The sequence below is a fragment of the Novosphingobium fuchskuhlense genome, from assembly GCF_001519075.1.
Classification (GTDB): domain Bacteria; phylum Pseudomonadota; class Alphaproteobacteria; order Sphingomonadales; family Sphingomonadaceae; genus Novosphingobium; species Novosphingobium fuchskuhlense.
On the sequence record NZ_KQ954244.1, the window covers coordinates 678618 to 699333 of the forward strand.

24 protein-coding genes are annotated in these 20716 nt (G+C 62.0%); 9 read left to right on the forward strand and 15 right to left on the reverse strand.

Annotated features, from left to right (window positions below):
- Window positions 1-5: 5 nt before the first annotated feature.
- From AQZ52_RS03015 to AQZ52_RS03055, 9 genes are all read right to left on the reverse strand, one after another.
- Window positions 6-1127: a M48 family metalloprotease gene (locus AQZ52_RS03015; RefSeq protein WP_067906438.1), complete on the reverse strand. Its 1122-nt coding sequence runs from the start codon at window positions 1125-1127 to the stop codon at window positions 6-8.
- Window positions 1128-1320: 193 nt separating this feature from the next.
- A complete protein-coding gene (locus AQZ52_RS03020) occupies window positions 1321-2397 on the reverse strand; it encodes a CAP domain-containing protein (RefSeq protein WP_169793707.1) in 1077 nt (358 codons plus the stop codon).
- A 28-nt stretch (window positions 2398-2425) separates the two neighbouring features.
- On the reverse strand, window positions 2426-3580 hold the full coding sequence (locus tag AQZ52_RS03025) for an acyl-CoA dehydrogenase family protein (RefSeq protein WP_067906440.1): 1155 nt from the start codon (window positions 3578-3580) through the stop codon (window positions 2426-2428).
- A gap of 116 nt (window positions 3581-3696) precedes the next feature.
- Entirely contained in the window at window positions 3697-4653 is a 957-nt protein-coding gene (locus tag AQZ52_RS03030; protein WP_067906441.1) for a ParB/RepB/Spo0J family partition protein, read from the reverse strand.
- Entirely contained in the window at window positions 4650-5426 is a 777-nt protein-coding gene (locus AQZ52_RS03035; protein ID WP_067906442.1) for a ParA family protein, read from the reverse strand. Before AQZ52_RS03035 ends, AQZ52_RS03030 begins: the two co-directional genes overlap by 4 nt.
- The gene (gene rsmG, locus AQZ52_RS03040; protein WP_067906443.1) at window positions 5423-6085 is read right to left on the reverse strand and encodes a 16S rRNA (guanine(527)-N(7))-methyltransferase RsmG; all 663 of its coding nucleotides are present in this window, start codon (window positions 6083-6085) and stop codon (window positions 5423-5425) included. The genes AQZ52_RS03035 and rsmG overlap by 4 nt, the downstream gene beginning before the upstream one ends.
- Window positions 6082-7929 carry a tRNA uridine-5-carboxymethylaminomethyl(34) synthesis enzyme MnmG gene (gene mnmG, locus AQZ52_RS03045; protein ID WP_067906444.1) on the reverse strand — a complete coding sequence of 616 codons (1848 nt, stop codon included), beginning with the start codon at window positions 7927-7929 and terminating at the stop codon, window positions 6082-6084. The genes rsmG and mnmG overlap by 4 nt, the downstream gene beginning before the upstream one ends.
- A gap of 73 nt (window positions 7930-8002) precedes the next feature.
- A complete protein-coding gene (gene mnmE, locus AQZ52_RS03050; RefSeq protein WP_067906445.1) occupies window positions 8003-9304 on the reverse strand; it encodes a tRNA uridine-5-carboxymethylaminomethyl(34) synthesis GTPase MnmE in 1302 nt (433 codons plus the stop codon).
- Window positions 9305-9317: 13 nt separating this feature from the next.
- On the reverse strand, window positions 9318-9596 hold the full coding sequence (locus AQZ52_RS03055; protein ID WP_067909310.1) for a DUF6489 family protein: 279 nt from the start codon (window positions 9594-9596) through the stop codon (window positions 9318-9320).
- A 110-nt stretch (window positions 9597-9706) separates the two neighbouring features.
- Here AQZ52_RS03055 and AQZ52_RS03060 point away from each other — a divergent pair, with 110 nt between their 5' ends.
- Entirely contained in the window at window positions 9707-10405 is a 699-nt protein-coding gene (locus AQZ52_RS03060; RefSeq protein ID WP_067906446.1) for a dienelactone hydrolase family protein, read from the forward strand.
- A 7-nt stretch (window positions 10406-10412) separates the two neighbouring features.
- Here the strand turns inward: AQZ52_RS03060 and AQZ52_RS03065 are convergent, their stop codons facing one another.
- Window positions 10413-11558, reverse strand: coding sequence for an aspartyl/asparaginyl beta-hydroxylase domain-containing protein (locus AQZ52_RS03065; protein WP_082697518.1), 1146 nt, complete (start codon window positions 11556-11558; stop codon window positions 10413-10415).
- A 91-nt stretch (window positions 11559-11649) separates the two neighbouring features.
- On the opposite strand from AQZ52_RS03065, the gene AQZ52_RS03070 reads away from it, so the two are divergent.
- Window positions 11650-12033, forward strand: a complete 384-nt coding sequence (locus tag AQZ52_RS03070) for a nuclear transport factor 2 family protein (RefSeq protein ID WP_067906447.1) — start codon at window positions 11650-11652, stop codon at window positions 12031-12033.
- Window positions 12034-12043: 10 nt separating this feature from the next.
- On the opposite strand, the gene AQZ52_RS03075 is transcribed toward AQZ52_RS03070, so the two are convergent.
- From AQZ52_RS03075 to hemE, 5 genes are all read right to left on the reverse strand, one after another.
- Entirely contained in the window at window positions 12044-12322 is a 279-nt protein-coding gene (locus tag AQZ52_RS03075; protein ID WP_067906448.1) for a hypothetical protein, read from the reverse strand.
- 36 nt (window positions 12323-12358) lie between these two features.
- Window positions 12359-12496, reverse strand: coding sequence for a hypothetical protein (locus tag AQZ52_RS18395; protein WP_156424764.1), 138 nt, complete (start codon window positions 12494-12496; stop codon window positions 12359-12361).
- Entirely contained in the window at window positions 12493-13749 is a 1257-nt protein-coding gene (gene rho, locus AQZ52_RS03080; RefSeq protein WP_067906449.1) for a transcription termination factor Rho, read from the reverse strand. Before rho ends, AQZ52_RS18395 begins: the two co-directional genes overlap by 4 nt.
- Before the next feature lie 172 nt (window positions 13750-13921).
- Window positions 13922-14365 (reverse strand): CopD family protein, encoded by a 444-nt coding sequence (locus AQZ52_RS03085; RefSeq protein ID WP_082697519.1) that lies wholly within the window; start codon window positions 14363-14365, stop codon window positions 13922-13924.
- Window positions 14366-14440: 75 nt separating this feature from the next.
- Window positions 14441-15478, reverse strand: a complete 1038-nt coding sequence (hemE, locus tag AQZ52_RS03090; protein WP_067906450.1) for a uroporphyrinogen decarboxylase — start codon at window positions 15476-15478, stop codon at window positions 14441-14443.
- Between the two features lie 335 nt (window positions 15479-15813).
- On the opposite strand from hemE, the gene AQZ52_RS03095 reads away from it, so the two are divergent.
- The 7 genes from AQZ52_RS03095 to AQZ52_RS03125 all read left to right on the forward strand — a co-directional run bounded on the left by AQZ52_RS03095 (window position 15814) and on the right by AQZ52_RS03125 (window position 20666).
- Window positions 15814-16656, forward strand: a complete 843-nt coding sequence (locus AQZ52_RS03095; protein WP_067906451.1) for a pyruvate, water dikinase regulatory protein — start codon at window positions 15814-15816, stop codon at window positions 16654-16656.
- Window positions 16657-16666: 10 nt separating this feature from the next.
- On the forward strand, window positions 16667-17251 hold the full coding sequence (locus AQZ52_RS03100) for a Maf family protein (RefSeq protein ID WP_067906452.1): 585 nt from the start codon (window positions 16667-16669) through the stop codon (window positions 17249-17251).
- Window positions 17248-18102, forward strand: coding sequence for a shikimate dehydrogenase (gene aroE, locus AQZ52_RS03105; RefSeq protein ID WP_067906453.1), 855 nt, complete (start codon window positions 17248-17250; stop codon window positions 18100-18102). Before AQZ52_RS03100 ends, aroE begins: the two co-directional genes overlap by 4 nt.
- Entirely contained in the window at window positions 18099-18701 is a 603-nt protein-coding gene (gene coaE, locus AQZ52_RS03110) for a dephospho-CoA kinase (RefSeq protein WP_067906454.1), read from the forward strand. The genes aroE and coaE overlap by 4 nt, the downstream gene beginning before the upstream one ends.
- 40 nt (window positions 18702-18741) lie before the next feature.
- The gene (dnaQ, locus tag AQZ52_RS03115; RefSeq protein WP_067906455.1) at window positions 18742-19431 is read left to right on the forward strand and encodes a DNA polymerase III subunit epsilon; all 690 of its coding nucleotides are present in this window, start codon (window positions 18742-18744) and stop codon (window positions 19429-19431) included.
- 55 nt (window positions 19432-19486) lie between these two features.
- The gene (gene hpf, locus AQZ52_RS03120) at window positions 19487-20053 is read left to right on the forward strand and encodes a ribosome hibernation-promoting factor, HPF/YfiA family (protein ID WP_067906456.1); all 567 of its coding nucleotides are present in this window, start codon (window positions 19487-19489) and stop codon (window positions 20051-20053) included.
- Between the two features lie 151 nt (window positions 20054-20204).
- Window positions 20205-20666, forward strand: coding sequence for a PTS sugar transporter subunit IIA (locus AQZ52_RS03125; RefSeq protein ID WP_067909319.1), 462 nt, complete (start codon window positions 20205-20207; stop codon window positions 20664-20666).
- The last annotated feature ends 50 nt before the right edge of the window (window positions 20667-20716 follow it).

A 20716-nucleotide genomic window follows, 5' to 3' on the forward strand; every position in this document is an offset into this window, starting at 1 on the left:
CCGGCCTAGTTCCCGCCAGCCGCCTGGGGCAGGAGCACCACGACGACGCCGACTTCGTGGACTACGCCGGACGGGAGGCGGATGGAGACCCGGCCCCCGTAGTCTACGTCGAAGCGGATGCCATCCGTCCGGAACGCCCAGGCATAGTCAGCGGAGCTGGGCAGGCTTTTGCGGCCTACCGGTCGGCGTGAACCATCGTAGGCATCTATGCGCCCGCCCTTGGTGATGTAGTAGTCGTTGGGATCATCGTAGAGGAGGATCCGCGCCACCAGCGACAGATTGGACGCTTCCGCGTCGTCACCGTCAGGATCGTAGCGCTGCTGTCGCATGGGTACGAGCCCACGATCATGGCGGGCCTGCGTCATTTCCGCGCTGACCATCGCTTCAGCGTTCTGCCAGCCGTGTACGATCGCGGCAATACGATCCTTGCGGCCGGGATGTGTTGGTGTGGCCTCATCGGGCAAGATGCTGGCCGCCGCCGAGGTGGTCTCTTCAAGCGTGGCTCCGAGCCGTGCCAGCACGAAGCCCGAAAACTCGTCTGCCTCAAGCTCATCCCTCCATGGTTCCGCTGATTGGCGCAAAGTGTGGCCGGCGAGATGGTGCCCCACCTCATGCGCAAGGATGCTCATCGCACCCCAATCCGGACAGATACGGTCCGCCACTTGCGCCATGAAGCGCGGATCGAACAATATCACGCGTCGGCCGTTGATAATTTCCGCCGCGGCCGGAGTGGTGGGATCGACAATCAACTCGAAGTTCATTTCCAGCCCGCTGACACGAACCACGCGTTCTACCTGCCTGCGAGCCTCGGCAAGGTCGGCGGCCTGAGAACTGTCGGCTTGCCCCATGTAACCCAGAGATCCATGGCCCTGCACTTGCCCCTCAGTTGGCCAGTATTCATGCAGCCAGGCCTGAGACCATGCCTTTTTGACCTCGCACTGCCCCATCTCGCGCTTCGGCGCGGCCGAACCGGCAGCAGCTGGGACTCCTTGTGAGTGATCGTCAGCGCCGAATTGGGCACTGGCCGGATTGAGGGCGGCTCCTAACAGCCCGAATGCCATGGCGGCTCTGAAGCCTGCTCTTCTCATGCTGATCAGTGGTTCGAAGAGCTGTGCGAAAGCCTTCATGCTGCACGGCATGCTAATTGGGAGTCGGTGCACGCATGCATGAGGGCTGCCTCGCCGGCCTTCCTTGCACAGGCCGACATTCCATTTCGACCTAGGCTTAAGATTATAAGCTAAAGCCCTACGGTGAAATACATATATCTACTGAGGTAACAATTACGGTTTACGTGCGACGGTGCGATCATCACTCAAAATTCTAGTCGGTGATGCGAAAGGCGTAGGTGTAGCTACTTTTCGGTGCGCCACGAATGCCGTTGATTGTCACGTGATAGGTCTTGCCCGGAACAATCCCATCGACTCGCCACGACAGACAATTGCTGACGCCGAATTCCTCATTGTCCCACCGCTGATCACGGACCGGCAGGCTCCGCTCGAGATCGCTAATAATGACCTTGGCATCGGCAAAGTCCACTTTGGCCAGCACGTCAGCGTCCTGACTGGCAGAAAAGGAAAGACGTGCGTGTGGCGAAAAGAAATAGGCGGGATAGTCTCCCTGTGGCCACGCCACGAAGCTCGGTGCCGCGGTCTGTGCATGGTGGCGCTCCGCAGTCTCCTGAGGAAAATCGAACACCTTCATGGCTGCGGAATCAACCCGCACACCGCCCGGCTGAACAGTGATCACGCGCCCAAGGGTCGTTTGATCCAGATAGGGGTCCAGCAGCCAGCGGCGATGACCGAGTTCGTCTCCGTCACCTTCGATCAACCATTCGGCCAACATCGCCGTGTTGTCTTCATAGGCAAGATAGGGAGATGAGACACCTCCAAGAAGGTTGGAACTGCCTGCAGCCGCGGCCCCTGCCGCCGTCCAGCACGCCCAGGATGGCGGGGGATCATGACTCAAGGCATTGTTAGCTGCCATCAACAGGGCGGCTTCGGCGACAGCTTGATCAGCAGACGCGTTGTAACGGACCGGGGCGAGCCCATGCAGCGCACGCAAGGCATTGAAGGCGTTTAGGAAATCAATCTTGACATGGGCGCGCAGGATGCCGGGGACGCAACGTGCCGGATCAGGCAGCTCTGCATTGAGCGATTTCGTGTTTGCCCAAGGCCCCTCATTGATGGGCAGGGCCACCTCCCGGGAGTTTCGCAGGAGGGGCTCTGACGGTTCCTGCGTTTCCTCAATCACGATATCATCAGGTTCGGGCTCATACTGGGCCGACGCCTGCGCTGCGGCTTGCCCGAGGAAAAGCCACGCTGCAGAGGCCAAAAGCAGGCGATGCGCGGGTGGTGTCCGGGTGGATGCCCCCCGCGCCCGCATGGCCAAACCTTTCACTTGCAGTCGTTTGTCATGATCGTGCCGATCAGAGCTTGCGGCCGATCAGCTCCTTCATGATTTCATTCGTGCCGCCGAAGATGCGCGTCACGCGGGCGCCACGCCAAGCGCGGGCGATCGCGTATTCATTCATGTAGCCGGCGCCGCCATGGAGCTGGAGGCACTTGTCCATTACCTCCCACTGCAGTTCTGTGTGCCACAGCTTGGCGGCCGCGCCTTCCTCGGCAGTCAGTTCGCGCTTGAGATGCCGTGCCAGCGCCCAGTCGAGATGCGCCCAGCCCACCTGCAGCTTGGCCTTGATATCAGCCAGCGTGAAGCGGGTGTTCTGGAAGTCAAGGATCGGCTTGCCGAACGCCTTGCGTTCGCGGGTAAACGCCACCGTATCGTCAAAGGCCTTCTGCGCCGACGCCTGCGCGCTGACCGCAATGGAGAGGCGCTCCTGCGGCAGCTCGCTCATCAGGTAGATGAAGCCCTTGCCTTCTTCGCCAAGGCAATTGGTGATCGGCACGCGAACGTCTTCGAAGAACAGCTCCGAGGTGTCGGCTTCGTCCTGGCCGATCTTGTCGAGGTTTCGGCCACGCTTGAAGCCCTCGCGATCTGCTTCGACCAGCACGATCGAGACACCCTTCCAAGCGGGTTGGATTTCGGTATCCGTCTTGCAGCAGACGAGGATCAGGTCGGCATTCTGGCCGTTCGTGATGTAGGTCTTCGACCCGTTGATCACGTAGTGGTTCCCGTCCTTCTTGGCGCTGGTGCGCATGCCCTGAAGGTCGGAACCGGTGCCCGGCTCGGTCATCGCGATCGCGGTGATCACTTCGCCCGAGACCATTTTGGGCAGCCACTTGCGCTTCTGCTCTTCCGAGCCGTAGGAAACGAGGTAGTTCACTACGATGTCAGACTGCAGCGAGAAGCCGGTTGCAACGCGGCCGTAGTACGCGCTCTCTTCATCAACGATCGCGTTATAGCCGAAGTCGAGGCCAAGGCCGCCGTATTCCTCGGGAACGGTCGGGCAAAGCATGCCAAGCTCGCCCGCCTTGGGCCAAATCGACTTTGGCACAATGCCCGCTTCGGCCCATTCGTTGGCATGGGGCGCGATTTCGGTTTCAAGGTAGCGGCGCACCGTCTGGCGGAACGCCTCATGATCGGGCGTGTAGGCAGTGCGAGGAATCAGATCGAGCGACATGGCAGGCTCTCCGGCTTTGGGTCTCTTATTGCCAACAAAGATAGGCAAACCCGTCCGGTTCGGTCAATCGAAATTAATCGACCGGTTAAGACGCCTGTACTTCCGGGCAGGTGGCGTCAGATCGTGCCGCCCGTCAGGCGCTGGCAGATCAGGTCCAACTGATCGAGTGTCTTGTAGCGGATCGTAACCGAGCCCGTACGTGGGTCGGCATCTGCCTGGATCGTGACCTTGAGGCCGAGAAATTCCTCCAGGTGAGCTTGGACTGCTGCTATATCCGCAGAGCTCGCCGGGTCGCGCTCCGCCCGGGCGCGTCGAGGCGCGATATCAGGCCGCATGGCTCGTTTTGCAAGCCGTTCGACATCGCGAACCGAAAGCCCCTTGATGGTGGTTTCGCGTGCCAGCGGCAGCGGATCGGGCAGTACCGCCAGCGCCCGTGCGTGACCCATCGAAAGCTGCGCGCGCTCGACCATGTCGAGCACTTCGACGGGAAGGGCGAGCAGCCGCATAAGGTTCGCAACATGGCTGCGGGACTTGTCGACAAAGGTTGCGATTTCCTGCTGCGTCAGACCGTCCTGCTCCGAAAGCCTCTGATAGGCCCGAGCCTCCTCGATGGGATTGAGATCCTCCCGTTGGAGGTTTTCGATCAACGCCAATGCGGTCACTTCGCGATCGTCAAGTTGTCGGACGATTGCGGGGATTTCGTGCAATCGGGCTCGCTGAGCAGCGCGCCAGCGCCGTTCGCCCGCCACCAACTGGTAGCGCCCAGCGCCGAGGGGACGGACGACGACAGGCTGGATCACTCCACGCGCTGCGATCGAGGCAGCAAGTTCTTCCAGGGCGTCCTCATCAAAATGCCGCCGGGGCTGTTCTGGATGCGGCTCGATCGAAGCAACAGTCAGTGAAGCCAGTCCACTCGCCACAGCCTCGCCTGGTGTGGAAACAGAAATGCGCGAAACCGCCTCCTCACGCCGCGTTTCGCCGAGCAATGCACCAAGACCTCGGCCCAGCGCAGGCCGCTTTGCCGCCTTCACGGCCACGCCACTGTCTGCGCTGCCCTCGCTTGGACCGCTCATGCTGCTTTCCTCCGCTCCGGCAGGCGACCGATCAGCTCGCGTGCCAGCTTCATGTAAGCCTGCGACCCAGCGCAGGCGTGGTCATAAATCAGCGCCGGGAGCCCATGGCTCGGCGCTTCCGAAAGACGGACGTTGCGCGGGATCACTGATTCGAACACCAGCCCGTGCAGACAGGAACGCACGTCGTCAGCAACCTGATCGGTGAGCCGATTGCGGCGATCATACATGGTCAGCACGATACCAAGGATGCCAAGGTCCGGGTTGAACCGCTCCTGCACGCGCTCCACCGTCTGCAGCAGCTGACTGAGCCCTTCAAGCGCGAAAAACTCGCACTGCAACGGCACCAGCAGCGAATTCGCCGCCGTCATCGCATTGAGTGTCAGCAGCCCCAACGACGGCGGGCAATCAATCAGGCAAATCTCGTGGCCAGCATCTTCGGCGAGGGCCGTGCGCAGCTTGCTCGTGCGATCAGTCTCGCTGACAAGTTCAACTTCGGCGCCGGACAGGTCCACGGTGGCCGGGATGAGGTCAAGCCCAGGAATCCGGGTCGGTATCATACAGGACGCCACGCTCGCCTGCTCGATGAGGAGGTCATAGGAGGACCGCTCACGCTCGGATGCGGAAACCCCGATCCCGGTAGAAGCATTTCCCTGCGGATCGAGATCGATCAGCAGCACTTTCCACCCAGTGGCCGCCAGCGCCGTGGCAATATTGATCGCCGTGGTGGTCTTGCCCACCCCGCCCTTCTGATTCGCGACGGCTATCGTAATCATCGACGTGAACCCCGCTTGCGTGATGGCGTCTTATCCGTGCGCCCGATCAGATGGCCAACGATGATACCAGCCGAAGGATCGGTCAACGACTGTTCCACGTGAAACACGCGATTCCAGTCTGCGCCAAGCTCATTCAGTTCATGCTGTGCCCTGGCACCCTTAGGCAACAGCCACAGCGTCTCCGGTGTGGAAAAGCGGGCAGCAACATCCAGCAACCGGTCCAGCGGTGCAAAAGCTCGCGCCGAGATTACCGACCACCGCCGATCGGGCAGATCCTCTACACGAGAGAGGATCACCTCGACATTCGCCAGGCCCATGTGCGCCGCTGCTCGCACAAGCCACTCCGTGCGCAGCCGCCGCGAGTCCACCAACGCGACGGGACGCTCGGGCTGCAAGGCCGCGATAACCAGGCCCGGAAATCCAGCTCCACTGCCCAAATCCAACCATGAACCTGATGGCACCGTTTCACGTGAAACATGCAGAAGTTGCGCGCTATCCAGGATGTGGCGTTGCCAGACCGCCTCGAGCGACGGCCGGGAAACAAGATTCTGACGAGCATTCTCATCAACCAGCGCGTTCACCAGCAGCTCGAGACGAGCCATGGCCTCGTGGTGCCGGGACGTCAGCCAGTCGTGCGCCGCAGTCTCGCCGGGCGTCATGCCGATACCCGCCGGCGTGCCGCTACCAGCAGGCTGGCGAGCGCCGCTGGGGTAATGCCCGGAACCCGCCCGGCGGCAGCCAAGGTATCAGGTTGCGCTCGCTCAAGCCGCTCCACCATTTCACGCGAGAGCCCCGGCACTTCGGCATACGGAAATTGATCCCCGAGCGGAACGCCCTCGCTCGCACGCAATTGCCTGAGTTCCGCCTCCTGCCGAGCAAGGTAAGGTGCATAAGCTGCATCTTCCGTCAGTTCCTCGGCAAGGTCCGGCGCGACTGCCTCGTTACCAAGCCAAGGAGACAACGCGGCCAAATCAACTTCAGGAAAGCGCAACCACTCACAAAGCGGTCGCCGCACGCCATCTCCACGCACCATGACGCCGTGGGCATTGAGATCACCTGGAGAGACGGTCTGCAGCAGCAACGCTGCGAGACGTCCCCGAACCTCTTCCCGCTCGGCAAACCATGCGGCGCGCGCCGGACCTATGCACCCGAGCTCGATACCCATGGAGGTAAGCCTGGTGGGCGCATTGTTAGCGCGTAACCGCAGGCGGTACTCGGCACGTGCGGTTAGCATGCGGTATGGCTCCGTAACGCCATGCAGCGTGAGATCGTCGACCATGACAGCCATGTAGCTTGTTGCACGATCAAGCGCAGGTCCAGCAAGGCCTAGCACCGTAGCGGCCGCGTGCATCCCGGCGATCAGGCCTTGGGCCGCCGCCTCCTCGTATCCGGTGGTCCCATTGATCTGGCCCGCGCAATAGAGCCCCGGCATGTCCCGTAGCTCCAAGGTGCGCCGCAACGCTCGTGGATCGATGTGATCGTACTCCACCGCATAACCGGGGATGAGGATATCGACCGCTTCCAGCCCCTCCATCGACCGCATCATCGCCACCTGCACATCAGTGGGCAGCGACGTCGAAACGCCATTCGGATAAATCACATGATCGTTGAGCCCCTCGGGCTCAAGGAACACCTGGTGTCCGTCACGGTCGCCGAAACGGTGGATCTTATCCTCGATCGAGGGGCAGTAGCGCGGCCCCAGCGCGTCGATGGCGCCGCTGAACAACGGGGAACGATCCAGCCCCGCGCGAATGACGTCATGTGTCTGTGCATTGGTGCGGGCAATGGCACAAAAGACCTGCGGCTGCAGGCGCGACCTCGTCAGGGCGGACATCGTCCACAGATCGGCATCGCTGGCCTGAACCGGGAGCCGCGACCAATCAATGGTCCGCCCGTCAAGGCGCGGCGGCGTCCCCGTCTTGAGCCTTGCCATAGGCAATCCAGCCGCTCGCAACTGCGCTGCAAGGCGATGGGCAGCGGTTTCGCCAATTCGGCCGCCCTCCATCCGCTCCTCACCTCGAAACAGGCGTCCACCCAGAAACGTCCCTGTACACAAAACCACGGCCCGCCCAGCGAGGGCAGTTCCATCCGCGAGATCAACTCCCGACACAGCACCGCCAGTATAGCGAAGTGCAGCCGCCTCCCCGGGCACCACGGTCAAACCGCGCTGGGCTGCCACCATGCGCTGGATCGAGGCGCGAAAGAGCTTGCGATCGGCCTGAATGCGAGGACCCTGTACCGCACTCCCCTTGCTGCGATTGAGCATTCGATAGTGGATCGCAGCCTCATCTGCGGCTCGCGCAATCAACCCGTCCAAGGCATCAACCTCGCGCACGAGATGACCCTTCCCCAGCCCGCCGATGGCAGGATTGCAAGACATGGTTCCGATCATTGCGGGGTCGAAACTGACGAGCGCAGTACGCGCACCCATGCGGGCAGCGACGGCCGCCGCCTCGACGCCGGCGTGCCCGCCGCCGACCACGATGATGTCGAACTCCTGCATGCAGGCGGCGATACCGAATTCGGAGGTTACCGTCAAAGCGCGCCTGGCACTCGCGGGTGTTTCACGTGGAACATCACTTGCCGATGCAGAACCGTCCGAACAGCGTATCAAGCATGTCTTCTGTTCCGGCCCGTCCGACCAGGCGATCGAGCGCGATGCGCGCCAGTCGCAGCGATTCGGCCGCGAGAAGGGGATCAAACTGCTCCGATGCCTCCCGCAGCGCAGCCGCAACATCCGCCAATAGCCCGTGCTGGCGTGCGTTCAGAGCGACTTCCCCGGGTACTGGCAGAGATGACCTAGCATGTTCGATCAGCGCGGCCCGCAGTCCATCAACGCCCTCACCCGTATGCGCGGATAGGACAAACTGCGCTGCCCGCTTCAACGGGGCATCGTGGCGATCGCACTGTGGTGCGATCTCCCAGACCGGACCCTTGCGCGGGCCTTCGCCCTCGGGCCCAAGCCATAGCACCAGATCGGCGCGCGCTGCCTCAGTCCGCGCCCGAACGATACCGATCTGTTCAATGGCGCCCGCCCCCTCGTCGCGGAGGCCTGCCGTGTCGACAAATGTGAACGGCACACCGCTCATTGCCACGCTGCGCACGAGCACGTCGCGCGTAGTCCCCGGTTCGGGGGCGGTAATCGCGGCTTCGTCATCAACCAAAACGTTGAATAACGTTGATTTTCCTGTATTTGGCGGCCCGGCCAAAACCACCCGGAAGCCGTCGCGCAATGGCTCGGCGCGCGGTCGGGCCAGCCATACTTCCAACTCCCCAGCCAGCTTGATGCAACCTGAAGCAAACTGCGCTGGTAAGCCACCCTCAGACAGCCGATCGTGAGCGTCATCCTCGTCTGCAAAGTCCAGCACCAATTCAAGCGCAGCACTAAGACCGAGCACACGGGCATGCCAGTCTGCCACAGTGCCCGAAAATGTGCCGCCCAGCATGGCCATTGCCGCACGCCGCTGCAGTTCCGTCTCGGCGGAGAGCAGGTCGGCCAGTCCCTCGGCTTCGGCCAGATCAATACAACCATTGGCGAAAGCCCGCCGTGTGAACTCCCCTGGCTCGGCCCGGCGCACACTCGGCAGCGCCGCGAGTGCCGTCTCGACTGCCGCAACCACGGCGCGCCCACCGTGCAAGTGCAGTTCTGCGCTGTCCTCGCCGGTAGCCGTTCCAGGTCCCGGCAGCCACAGGACCAACGCCCGATCAAGAATTTCGTCTACAGCATCCCGCAGCACGGCAAGGACCGCACGGCGCGGGGGCGGGAGCTTTCCGGCCAGTGCTTCCAGCGCCGCACCAGCCTCGGGTCCGCTCAATCGAACCACGGCAATTGCCGCCGGCGGGGCACCGGAAGAAAGCGCAAAGATCGTGTCGGTCACTGGCAAACGTCGTTCAGGTCTTGGGCTTCTCGCTGCCCGAGGCACCGGCCTTGAACCCGGCCATTGCCGCGCCTGCGCCCTGCTCGACAAACTGCTGGAACAGCTTGAGACCCATCTCGCCCATCGGCGCAATCTGCTTGGCAAAGCCCTGGAGCTGGTCGACGCTGTTCATGCCCTGCATCGCCTTCGCGATTGCATCGACATAGACATCGTTGGCCCGCGTCACATCAGGCAAGCCCAGAAAGCGGCGCGCCTCTTCAGGCGTGCATTCCACCTCGACGTTGACTTTCATGGCCATGCCTTTCGCTCTCTCGCATCAACACTGTCATGGGCTCTTGGCAAAGTCCATGGACCGCGCCAATCAAGGCCTCGACGAACAAACATCGGAACAGGATCAGCACCATGGGCGAGAAGACGACGATCCCCACCCTCAATGGCGACAACGAGATTCCGGTCTATATCGCCACACCCGAAGATCAGACTGAAGCAGCCATCATCGTAATCCCGGAAATCTTCGGCGTGAACGCCGGTATCCGCAAAAAGTGCGACGATTGGGCGGCCCTCGGTTACGTCGCGCTCGCGCCCGATATCTTCTGGCGTTTTGCGCCCGGAGCGGAACTTGATCCTGATGTGCCGGAGCAATTCCAGACCGCGCTCGGCTATTTCGGGCAGTACAACCCGGACCTTGGCGTGCAGGATATCGAGGCGGCGATCCATTGGCTCCGCAATGAGCAGGCTATCGACAAGGTTGGCCTCGTCGGGTTCTGTCTGGGCGGGCGCTTGGCCTATATGGCGGCTGCGCGCACTGATATCGATGCCTCGGTTGGCTACTACGGCGTGATGATCGACCAGATGCTGAACGAGGCTCATGCCATCGCCAATCCGCTGATGCTGCATATTCCGACAGCCGACCATTTTGTTGGCCCGGAAGCGCAGGCGGCCATCCACGCAGCGCTTGATTCGCATTCCAAGGTCGTGCTGCATGACTATGTCGGGCTGGATCATGGTTTCGCGGCTGAAATGGGCTCGCGCCGCAATGAGCCCGGTGCGCAGCTGGCAGACGAACGCACGCGCGATTTCTTCAAGGCTCACCTGACCTGAGCGGCGCTCAGGCTGCCGTTCCATCATAGCCCGCAATGCCTTGGAGCAGCCGGGCTATGGCGGCGCGATCCTCGTCCGGGACTTCAGGGCGCCATATCTCGAAAAGCAGCACCGTGCGCGTCTCGGGGCCAGCGTTGCGGGCTTCGTGCTCCATCGAATCGTCGAAGATCAGCGGAACCCCCGGTTCCCATCTGCGAATTTCGCTACCCACCCGCAGCATGCAGTCCGGTGCGGTGTGGATCGGCACATGGCAGATCAAGCGCGTGTTGAGCATGCCGGAGTGCGGCGCAATGTGCGTGCCGGGTCTGAGCCGCGACCACAGAGCATTGGGCGCCCGGCCGGGGATCTTCGGCATCGGCGCCTGGGCAAGCGCCGCCATCGTCGCCGGACAACGGGCGGCGTTTGCCGCCACAGGCGCTCCATCCTTCCAGAAATAGAAGGCACCCCAAGCCGGATCCCCGAGCAGGGGATTGTTGGGCGCCGGCCTGTTCTGAGACGCAGTCACGTAAGGCGCAAAGGTGTCGTGCGCTTCCCTGCCCGTCACAGCGGCAAGCTCGGCCTGCATTTCTGGCAGAAGATCCAGCACACCCTGCATCCAGCCGAACTCTGCCGGATCGTAGAAACGTTGCTGCGGTAGACCGGGATAGTAGAATAGCGAAGGTCGTTGCAGATCGATCTCGCGAGTGCCGCGCAGCAGTCCGAGCGCTTCCTCCATGGCAGGGGTCAGCCCGCCATCCATCACCGCATCAAGGTGGCGCTGGAATGCCCCTTGCGCTTCGGCAATAAAGTTCTGCGCACCTGCTGCCACACCTTCCAAACCGCGCGGAATGCCGCTGACGGCTGCCTGTGCCAGCGCTGTGCTGTAAAAGCTGACCGCCGCCCGGTCATCGCCCGCACGCTGCCGCAGATTTCCCTTGGCCAGCAGAGCGCCAACATCGCGAGGAAAGAGCTGCAACTGCCGATCGAGCGCAGCTTCACCTGCTGCAAGGTTGCCCAGCGCCAGCTCCGCATTGGCAAGCGCGGCCCAAGGCATGCGCTCTGCGGTCGCTACGCTGCTGGCCTCGCGCAGCAACGCCACCGCCTGCTTGGTATCGCGCACCTTGAGCGCCGCAAGACCTTGCTCGATCAGGCTGTCGGGCGAAACGGTTGTCATGCAGCAACGACTAGCGCAAACCTGCGCTGGATCAATGGCAGGCGCGCTCTAGCGTGCCACAGGGCTGCCGCACCACAAGGAGAGAACCACCATGCACACCGGCCTCGCCGCCTGGCACCGCTACATGCAGACCGGGGATACTGCCTTGTTGGCCGAGTTGATTGCGCCAGATGCTGTGTTCCACTCGCCGGTTGTGCACACGCCCCAGGTCGGCCACGCAAAGGTGTTGATGTATCTTACAGCCGCCGGGCAGGTATTCGCCGACACCAGCTTCACCTATGTCCGCGAACTCGTCGACGGCCCCGAAGCGCTGCTTGAATTCACCGCGACGGTCGATGGCATTCACGTCAATGGTATAGATCTGATCCGCTTCGATCTCGATGGAAAGATCATCGATTTCAAGGTGATGGTCCGCCCGCTCAAGGCTATGAACAAACTGTGGGAGATGATGGCGGCGACGCTGCAAAACACCTGACTGCCGCAGATCAGCCCGGCAGAGCGTCCGGATGAAGGTTATAGTCACCCCGCCCTTGCGGATTGACATGCACCGCCAGCAACGAGAGCTCGGCTTCGACCATCATGATCGCCGGCACCTCGGAACCCAGCAAGAATGGCAGAACAATCGCCGCCTGGAGCCCGCCCCACAGGCCGAGAAACCGGAACATGGCTCGACGCAGACCGTAGGAGAAAGCCCATTCGTCCTCGCCTAGAACCTCTATCAGCAGTGCCGAGGCGACCTGGTGCGCGGACGCGGGAATCCACAAACCGTGCCCACCCAATGCAAGCGAGTTGACCGCGACCTACGCGTGCGCAGAGCCGCCCACACAAACCGGAATTCCATGATCCTCGAGCATCGACGCCACCACGAGCGCTTCCGGCCGGGAGACGAGCACCGCCAGCCGGATCATCGCATCCGGCGCGGCGGTGCCATCGATCATTGGTTCATCGTGGCAAAGAAATCCTCGTTGGTCTTGGAATTCTTCATCTTGTCGAGCAGGAACTCCATCGCATCGATGGTGCCCATCTGCATGAGAATCCGGCGCAGCACCCACATCTTGCTGAGCTGATCGGTCGGCACGAGCAGTTCTTCCTTGCGGGTACCGCTCTTGCCCACGTCGAGTGCGGGGAAAATGCGCTTGTCGGCCACCTTGCGGTCGAGCACGATTTCCGAGTTGCCGGTGCCTTTGAACTCTTCGAAGATCACTTCATCCATGCGGCTGCCGGTATCGATCAGCGCAGTGGCGATGATCGAAAGCGAACCACCTTCCTCGATGTTGCGCGCCGCGCCGAAGAAGCGCTTGGGGCGCTGCAGCGCATTGGCGTCAACGCCGCCTGTCAGCACCTTGCCCGAGCTTGGCACCACGGTGTTATAGGCACGGCCGAGGCGCGTGATCGAATCGAGCAGGATGACGACATCGCGCTTGTGCTCGACGAGACGCTTGGCTTTCTCAATCACCATTTCGGCGACCTGGACGTGGCGGCTGGCGGGCTCGTCGAAGGTGGAGGAAATCACCTCGCCCTTCACCGAACGCTGCATGTCGGTCACTTCTTCGGGGCGTTCGTCGACCAGCAGCACCAGCAGGAACACTTCCGGGTGGTTGTCGGTGATCGCCTTCGCCATGTTCTGCAGCAGCACGGTCTTGCCGGTGCGCGGCGGCGCCACGATCAGCGCGCGCTGGCCTTTGCCCTGCGGGCTGACGAGGTCGATCACGCGGGCCGATTTGTCCTTGACCGTCGGATCGAGCGTATCAAGACGCAGCCGTTCGTTGGGATAGAGCGGTGTCAGGTTGTCGAAGTTGACGCGGTGACGGACTGCCTCGGGATCGTCGAAGTTTACCTTGATCAGCCGCGTGATCGCAAAATAGCGTTCCCCGTCCTTGGGGGCGCGGATCTCGCCTTCCACGGTATCACCGGTGCGAAGACCCCATTTGCGGACCTGGTTCGGCGAGACATAGATGTCATCCGGACCGGCGAGATAGTTCGCCTCGGGGCTGCGCAGGAAGCCGAAGCCATCGGGCAGCACTTCGATCGTGCCTATCCCGAGGATTTCCTCTCCGTCCTCGGCCACTTCCTTGAGGATGGCGAACATGAGGTCCTGCCGCCGCAGCGTGCTTGCGCCCTCGACATCGAGCTCCTCGGCCATCTGGACGAGTTCGGCGGGCGTCTTCTTCTTCAGTTCCTTGAGATGCATCTGTCGTATCCGAAAAGGGGCAATGGCGCGCGCCGGATGGTCATGGGGCTTGGGGAAAGCGGACCTTGGAGGGCAGGGCAAGGAGGCGCTGCCGAAACCGGATTGCAGCCGGGGCATAGGCTCCGGCGTCCGGTGCGTCAATCCGGCAACCGGCCAGCCGCGAAAGCCATCGTCAGAACGGTTTCACGATCACCAGCACCACGATCAGCGCCGCCGTCACGCCCGGAATCTCGTTGAGCAGGCGTAGTTGCCGACCGGTGAGTTGCCGCTCACCCCTTGCCAGCTTGGCGGCATAGGTTGCCAGCCACAGATGATATGCGCTCAGCACCAGTACCAGCGCCAGCTTGGCGTGGAACCACCCCTGCGTGTACCATTCCCCGCTTACTGCAAGCGCAAGGCCGAAGCCCCAGACCACGAACAGCGAGGGCCACATGATGATCTTCATGAGCTTGCGCTCACGGTCGATCCAGATCGCGTTCTCGGGAGATCCTTCCAGCGCTTCCTGATGGTAGACGAAGAATCGCGGCAGCATGAACAGCCCTGCCATCCAGAAGATCACGAAGATGACATGGCCGGCCTTGAGCCAGAGATAGAGCATCGCGAGCACCTGCATCATGCTGTCCAGACTAGCGCTTTGACGGCCAGACCGGAACTTGGGATTTGGGGCGGATCAACCCGCCCCATGGATGGTTCAGCGCGACCAGCCTCGCACCACTTCCAGCAGCCGCTCGACATGCGCGATTGGCGTGAACTGCCCGATACCGTGGCCAAGGTTGAACACATGCGGCCGATCGGCAAACACGTCGAGCACGCGCCGTGCGCCGTCTTCCAGCGCCGGTCCGCCTGCCAGCAGCAGCAGCGGATCGAGATTGCCCTGCACAGGAAGGCCTGCGGGTAGCGACTTGGCCGCCCAGACAGGATCGATGGTTTCGTCCACACCGATGGCATCGACACCCGTGCCCTCGGCATAGGCGACCAGCTTTTCGCCTGCGCCCTTGGGGAAGCCGATGATCGGCACGTCGGGATGCAGCTTGTGCATGGCCTGGGTGATCCGCGCATTGGGGGCGATCACCCAGCGGTCGAACTCGCTCGGCGCAAGGCTGCCTGCCCAGCTGTCGAACAGCTGCAGGCCTTCGGCACCTGCTTTCACCTGTCCGCTGAGGTATTCCACGGTCACATCGACGATGGCATCGATGATTGCCTGAAATGCGCCCGGATCGCGGTAGGCCAGCGCGCGGGTGTCGTGCTGGTCACGGCTGCCCTCGCCCGCCACCATGTAGGTCGCGATAGTCCAAGGGCTGCCGGCAAAGCCCAGCATGGTCGCCTCTGGAGGCAAGGCAGCGCTCACCTGAGCAACGGTCTCATAAATCGGCGCAAGGCGCTCAGGGACGCTCCTGAGCGTCTCCAGGCCCACATCCAGCAGACGGGGCGAAAGCGCGGGGCCTTCGCCGGCTAGGAACTGGAGATCCTGCCCCATCGCATAAGGCACGATCAGGATGTCCGAAAACAGGATCGCTCCGTCGAAGCCGAACCGGCGCAGCGGCTGGAGCGTGATTTCGGCGGCGGCCTCGGAATCATAGACCAGCGCGAGGAAACCGCCCTTTTCAGCCCGCAGTTCGCGGTATTCGGGAAGGTAGCGTCCTGCCTGGCGCATCAGCCAGATCGGACGGCGGGAAAGATTGGCCCCCTTGAGGGTGGCGAGAAGCGGCTTGTCTGCAGGGCTAGGCATCAGTGCGTCTGTCCAAGTCTAATCTATAGATTCTTTTGAATCAGATTGGGGTAGTTAGTTGGCCCTGTGGAAAGCGGGGACGACATGCATCTGCCCGAATTGTCCCGCCGTCTCCACAAGAAAGTGTGTCAGCGACTCTCAACACTTTCGGGGGCAAGGGAAACTTGTCCCCGATGTCCGCTCCCTGTGGAAAGTTTCGCGCACCTGTTCGCATAATGCCGGTCTGCAGGCCGACACCGGGGCCATGATTGCACCGCAAACTTGTCGCCGGTTTCATCCCGTGGTTTATCCTACAGCTTTCCACAGCCCTCTCCCGGGGCGGATCAGGAACCTTGATGGCGCGGCTGCATCTGCACTTGTTGTCGGACTCGACCGGTGAAACGCTCGAGATGATCGCCAAGGCCGCGCTGGCGCAATTCGACGATGCCGACGTCGTACGCCATTTCTGGCCGATGGTCCGCTCCCAACAGCATCTGGACCGGATCATGGGCGAGATCACCGCCAATCCGGGCCTCGTCCTGTTCACGATGGTCAATGCCGAGACGCGCGAACTTCTCCAGAGTCGCTGCGCTGCGCTCGGGCTTCCAAGCGTACCTGCGCTCGATGCCGTCACCCTGGCACTCGAAGCGCAGCTTGGCCAAGCGGCCAAGGGGAGGCCGGGCCGTCAGCACGCAATGGACGAGGCGTATTTCCGCCGTGTCGAGGCGATCCAGTTCACCATAGCGCACGACGACGGCATTGCATGGGAAGACTGGGAGGCAGCGGATATAGTCCTTGCCGGTGTGTCGCGTTCATCCAAGACACCTACGGCAATCTATCTGGCCAACCGCGGCTACCGCGTCGCCAACATTCCCATCGTTGTGGAAAGCCCCCCGCCGCCGGCCCTGTTCAGCTTGCGGCGTCCGCTCGTCGTCGGGCTCACCACCAGCCCCGAGCGGCTTATTCAGGTGCGGCGCAACCGGCTTCTCTCGCTCAACCAGGCGCCGGAGACGGCTTATGTTGACAGTGATCACGTTGCGCGCGAGGTGCAATATGCGCGCAGGATGTTCGCGGATAACGGCTGGCCGGTGATTGACGTCTCCCGGCGTTCCATCGAGGAAACAGCTGCCGCGGTGATCAATCTCTACAACGAGCGCCGCCCTGATGGTGGCGCAAGCGGCGGAGGTCACGCGCTGTGAAGGTGAGGGAATGCTGATACTGGCGTCACAGAGCTCAAGCCGGAAGGCCATGCTCACCGCGGCTGGCGTGCCGTTTGAGGCTCGCGCTTCCGACGTTGACGAAGCCGAGATCAAGCGAGAGCTGATCGGTGTACCCGGCAGTGAAGTTGCCATGATTCTGGCCGAGGCCAAGGCTCTTGGCGTTTCGGTCGGCGCGCCGGGGCGACTGGTGCTGGGAGGGGATTCGCTGGTCGAAGTCTGTGGCCGCCCGTTCGACAAGCCGGCAAGCCGGGCTGATGCGGCAAAGCATCTCGCATTCTTCTCGGGTCAAACGATGCACCTCCATTCGGCAGCTATTCTGGTGCGCGATGGGGCACCGGTGTGGCGTCACTGTGAAACCGCACGGCTGCGCGTGCGTACCCTTTCGAGCGATTTCATCGAAAGCTATCTGGCCGAGGAATGGCCGGCCGTCGGCGGTTGCGTTGGCGTGTTTCGCATCGAAGCATTGGGTGTCCAACTTTTCGACCATATCGAAGGGAGCCACTTCACTGTGCTTGGCATGCCCCTGCTCGCGCTTCTGGGCGCCCTTCGTACGCAGGGTGAGCTCGCTGCATGACGCGTCCCTATGCAGAAGTGATTGGCGATCCGATCGCGCAATCCAAGTCTCCCGCCATACATGGTTTTTGGCTTCAAAATCTTGATATAAAATCGAAATATCAGGCAACACATGTTCACTCGCGCAACCTTGGCGAATTTCTGAATACGCGCAGGACCGATCCCTTGTGGCGCGGCTGCAATGTCACCATGCCGCACAAACAGGCTGTCATTCCCCTGCTGGACCGCCTCGACCCGCTTGCCGCGGCAGTTGGTGCCGTCAACACGATCATCCCGGAGGGCGGCGCTCTCGTCGGCTACAACACCGACGTCCCGGGCTTTCTCGAACCGCTGCGTCCGATGTTGAACCGAGTGCACTACTTCCGCATGGCCCGCGTTTTCGGCACGGGGGGCGCGGCGCGGGCGGTTGTCAAAGGGCTCGCCGACGAAAAGCTGGTAATCGTCCTTGCCGGCCGGAACCCCGACAAGGCCCGTGATTTGCTCCGCGAGCTCGATCCGACCGGTGAGCATCATGCCGTTGATATCGCGCACTTCGCTGATCCGACTGACTTCGACTTCGATGATCGCGAGGGTTGCCTCGATCTGATCATCAACGCATCCTCGCTGGGAATGACGGGACAGCCCCCGCTGCTGCTCGATATGAGCCACGCCCCGCCAAACTCGATCTTCTATGATATCGTGACCAGTCCGCTCGAAACGCCCTTTCTGAACGCGGCCAAAAACGCCGGGTTTCGCACGATCGATGGCTTGTCGATGCTGATCGGTCAGGCCGATCATGCGTTCCGCCGGTTTTTTGGTGCTATCCCGCCGCGCGACAAGGATTCCGATCTCCGCAAGATGCTTGCCACATGAGCCGTCCGTTTATCCTGGGTCTCACTGGTTCCATCGGCATGGGCAAGTCTGCGGTCGCTCTGATGTTGCGTGAGCTTGGTGTCCCCGTTTTTGACGCCGACGCCACAGTTCACCGCCTGCAGGGTCCCGGCGGTGCGCTGCTCCCTGCGATCGAAGCGGCATTTCCCGGCACGACTGGTCCTCTTGGGGTTGATCGTCCCGCGCTCGGAGGCCAAGTCTTCGGCAATCCGGAGGCTCTCGCACGGCTTGAAGCCATCGTCCATCCTGCAGTGGGTGAGGAACGGGGGACGTTTCTGCTTGAGCACGGGGGCGAGTCGCTCGTGGTCTTCGATATTCCGCTCCTGTTCGAAAAGGGGCACGGCACTGGGCTTGATGCAGTCGCAGTCGTTTCCGCGCCCGATGACATGCAGCGCGCGCGCGTGCTGGCGCGTCCGGGGATGACACCCGAAAAGTTCGCGCAGATTCTTGCCCTGCAGGTTCCCGATGCCGAAAAACGTGCCCGGGCCGACTACGTTATCAACACCGGTTTGACTCTTGCTGAAACCCGCGAACATGTCGCCGCACTGGTTGGGGCCCTACGGCAAAAAAACCCACGATGAAGCCTTGCCAGCCCCCTTGGTCGGGTCCAGACTACAGCAAATGCGTGAGATCGTTTTCGATACAGAGACGACCGGCCTCGACCCGCAGAGCGGCGATCGGCTGGTGGAGATTGGCTGCATCGAAATGATCAACCGTGTGCCTACCGGCGCGGTCTATCATGCCTATTTCAATCCGGAGCGCTCGATGCCGGCCGAGGCTGAGGCAGTCCACGGCATTTCCAGCGCGTTCCTTGCCGACAAACCGCGCTTCGCCGAACGCGCCGAGGAATTGCTCGCCTTCCTTGGGGATGCGCCGCTGGTTGCCCACAATGCAGGGTTTGATTTCGGCTTCCTGAACGCGGAACTTGCACTTTGCGCGAGGCCTGCAGTCGACCGGGCGCGGATGGTCGATACCGTTGCAATCGCGCGCCGCAAGCATCCGGGCGCCAAGTTGAGCCTTGATGCGCTCTGCTCGCGGTATGGAATCGACCGCAGCCATCGCGTGAAGCACGGCGCTTTGCTCGATGCCGAGCTGCTAGCGCAGCTTTACGTCGAGCTAATGGGCGGCCGTCAGATCGGTATGGAACTGGCTGCCGAGGTCGAGGTCAAAGCGTCGGTTACCGCAGCACCGAGCATTTCTGCATCGCCACGCGTCCTGAGACCCGCGCGACCTCATTCACCGAGTGCGGAAGAAAGCGCGCGGCATGCCGCATTTGTCGAAGCAATCAAGGGAGCCATCTGGTTGCAATGACACTGCCCTGTCCGGTCGTCGCCGGCCAGCTGATCTAGCGAAGGAGAGTGGACGTATGGATATTCGCGTTTCGGGCCACCAGGTCGATACTGGCGCTGCCTTTGAAGCCCATGCCGAAGAGCGCCTCTCCACGATTGTTGACAAGTACTTCTCGCGCGCGCTGACATCGCACGTCACGCTCGGCAAGGCTCCACACGGCGGTTTTCGCTGCGATATCGTAACTCATGTCGCGCAGGGCCTGATTCTGAAAGGTAGCGCGGTCGCACAGGACGCCCACGTCGCGCTCGATCAATCAGCTGAGAAGATCGACAAGCAGCTGCGCCGCTACAAGCGACGGATCACCGCGCGGCAGGACGAGGCGGATCATGCCCGGCGCGAGGAAGATGCCGCCTATACAGTGTTCGTCGTCGAGGAGACTGAGGCGGAGGAGCCTGCCGATGCGCCATTGGTAATCGCGGAAACGCGGGTCGATGTGCCGACCGCCAGTGTCTCGGACGCGGTGATGATGCTTGATCTGCGCAACACCAACGCTCTCCTGTTCAAGAACGCAGGTACCGGCGTGCATAACATGGTCTATCGCCGCGGTGATGGCTCGATCGGCTGGGTTGAACCGGCCAAGTAACCGAAACGGCAAGATTGCGCGGCACTCTGATGTCCGGCAAGTGGATCGGTGGTCCGGCGAACGCGATTCGGCGCTTGCGCCGCGTCGCGTTCAGGCGCATTGGCCGCTCCATATCAGGCGTGCGAACGCGTTTTCCGGCATCACTGTTTCCATGACTGCTCTTTTTTCGATCGATCTTCAGGCGGTGCGTATCGTACGTGCCGATACCAAGACGCAGATCCTTGGCGCGCTCGCGGATTGCTTTGGCGAGGTCTACGCACTTGACCGCGCCACTGTGCTCGAACGCATCGAGGAGCGCGAAACGCTAGGTAGCACCGGATTCGGACGCGGCGTTGCCATTCCCCACGCGCGGCTTGATGGTTTGGCTCGTCCCGTGGCCGCGTTTTTCCGGCTGGAAAGCCCAGTGGACTTTGCATCATCAGACGGCATGCCTGTGGACTGTATTTTCGGGCTTCTGTCGCCCGAGCAGGCCGGGGCTACGCATTTGCAGGCTTTGGCCGCGATTTCCCGCCTTATGCGCGATGAACGCATGCATGAGCGGCTGATCGCTGCCCCTGATGCCGACGCGATTTATGCTCTGCTCGTCAATGTCATCGACCGCGACGCGGCTTGATCCTTCAATCGTTGGCGGCGACGGCCAACAAATCCGTTCCATTGCCAGCA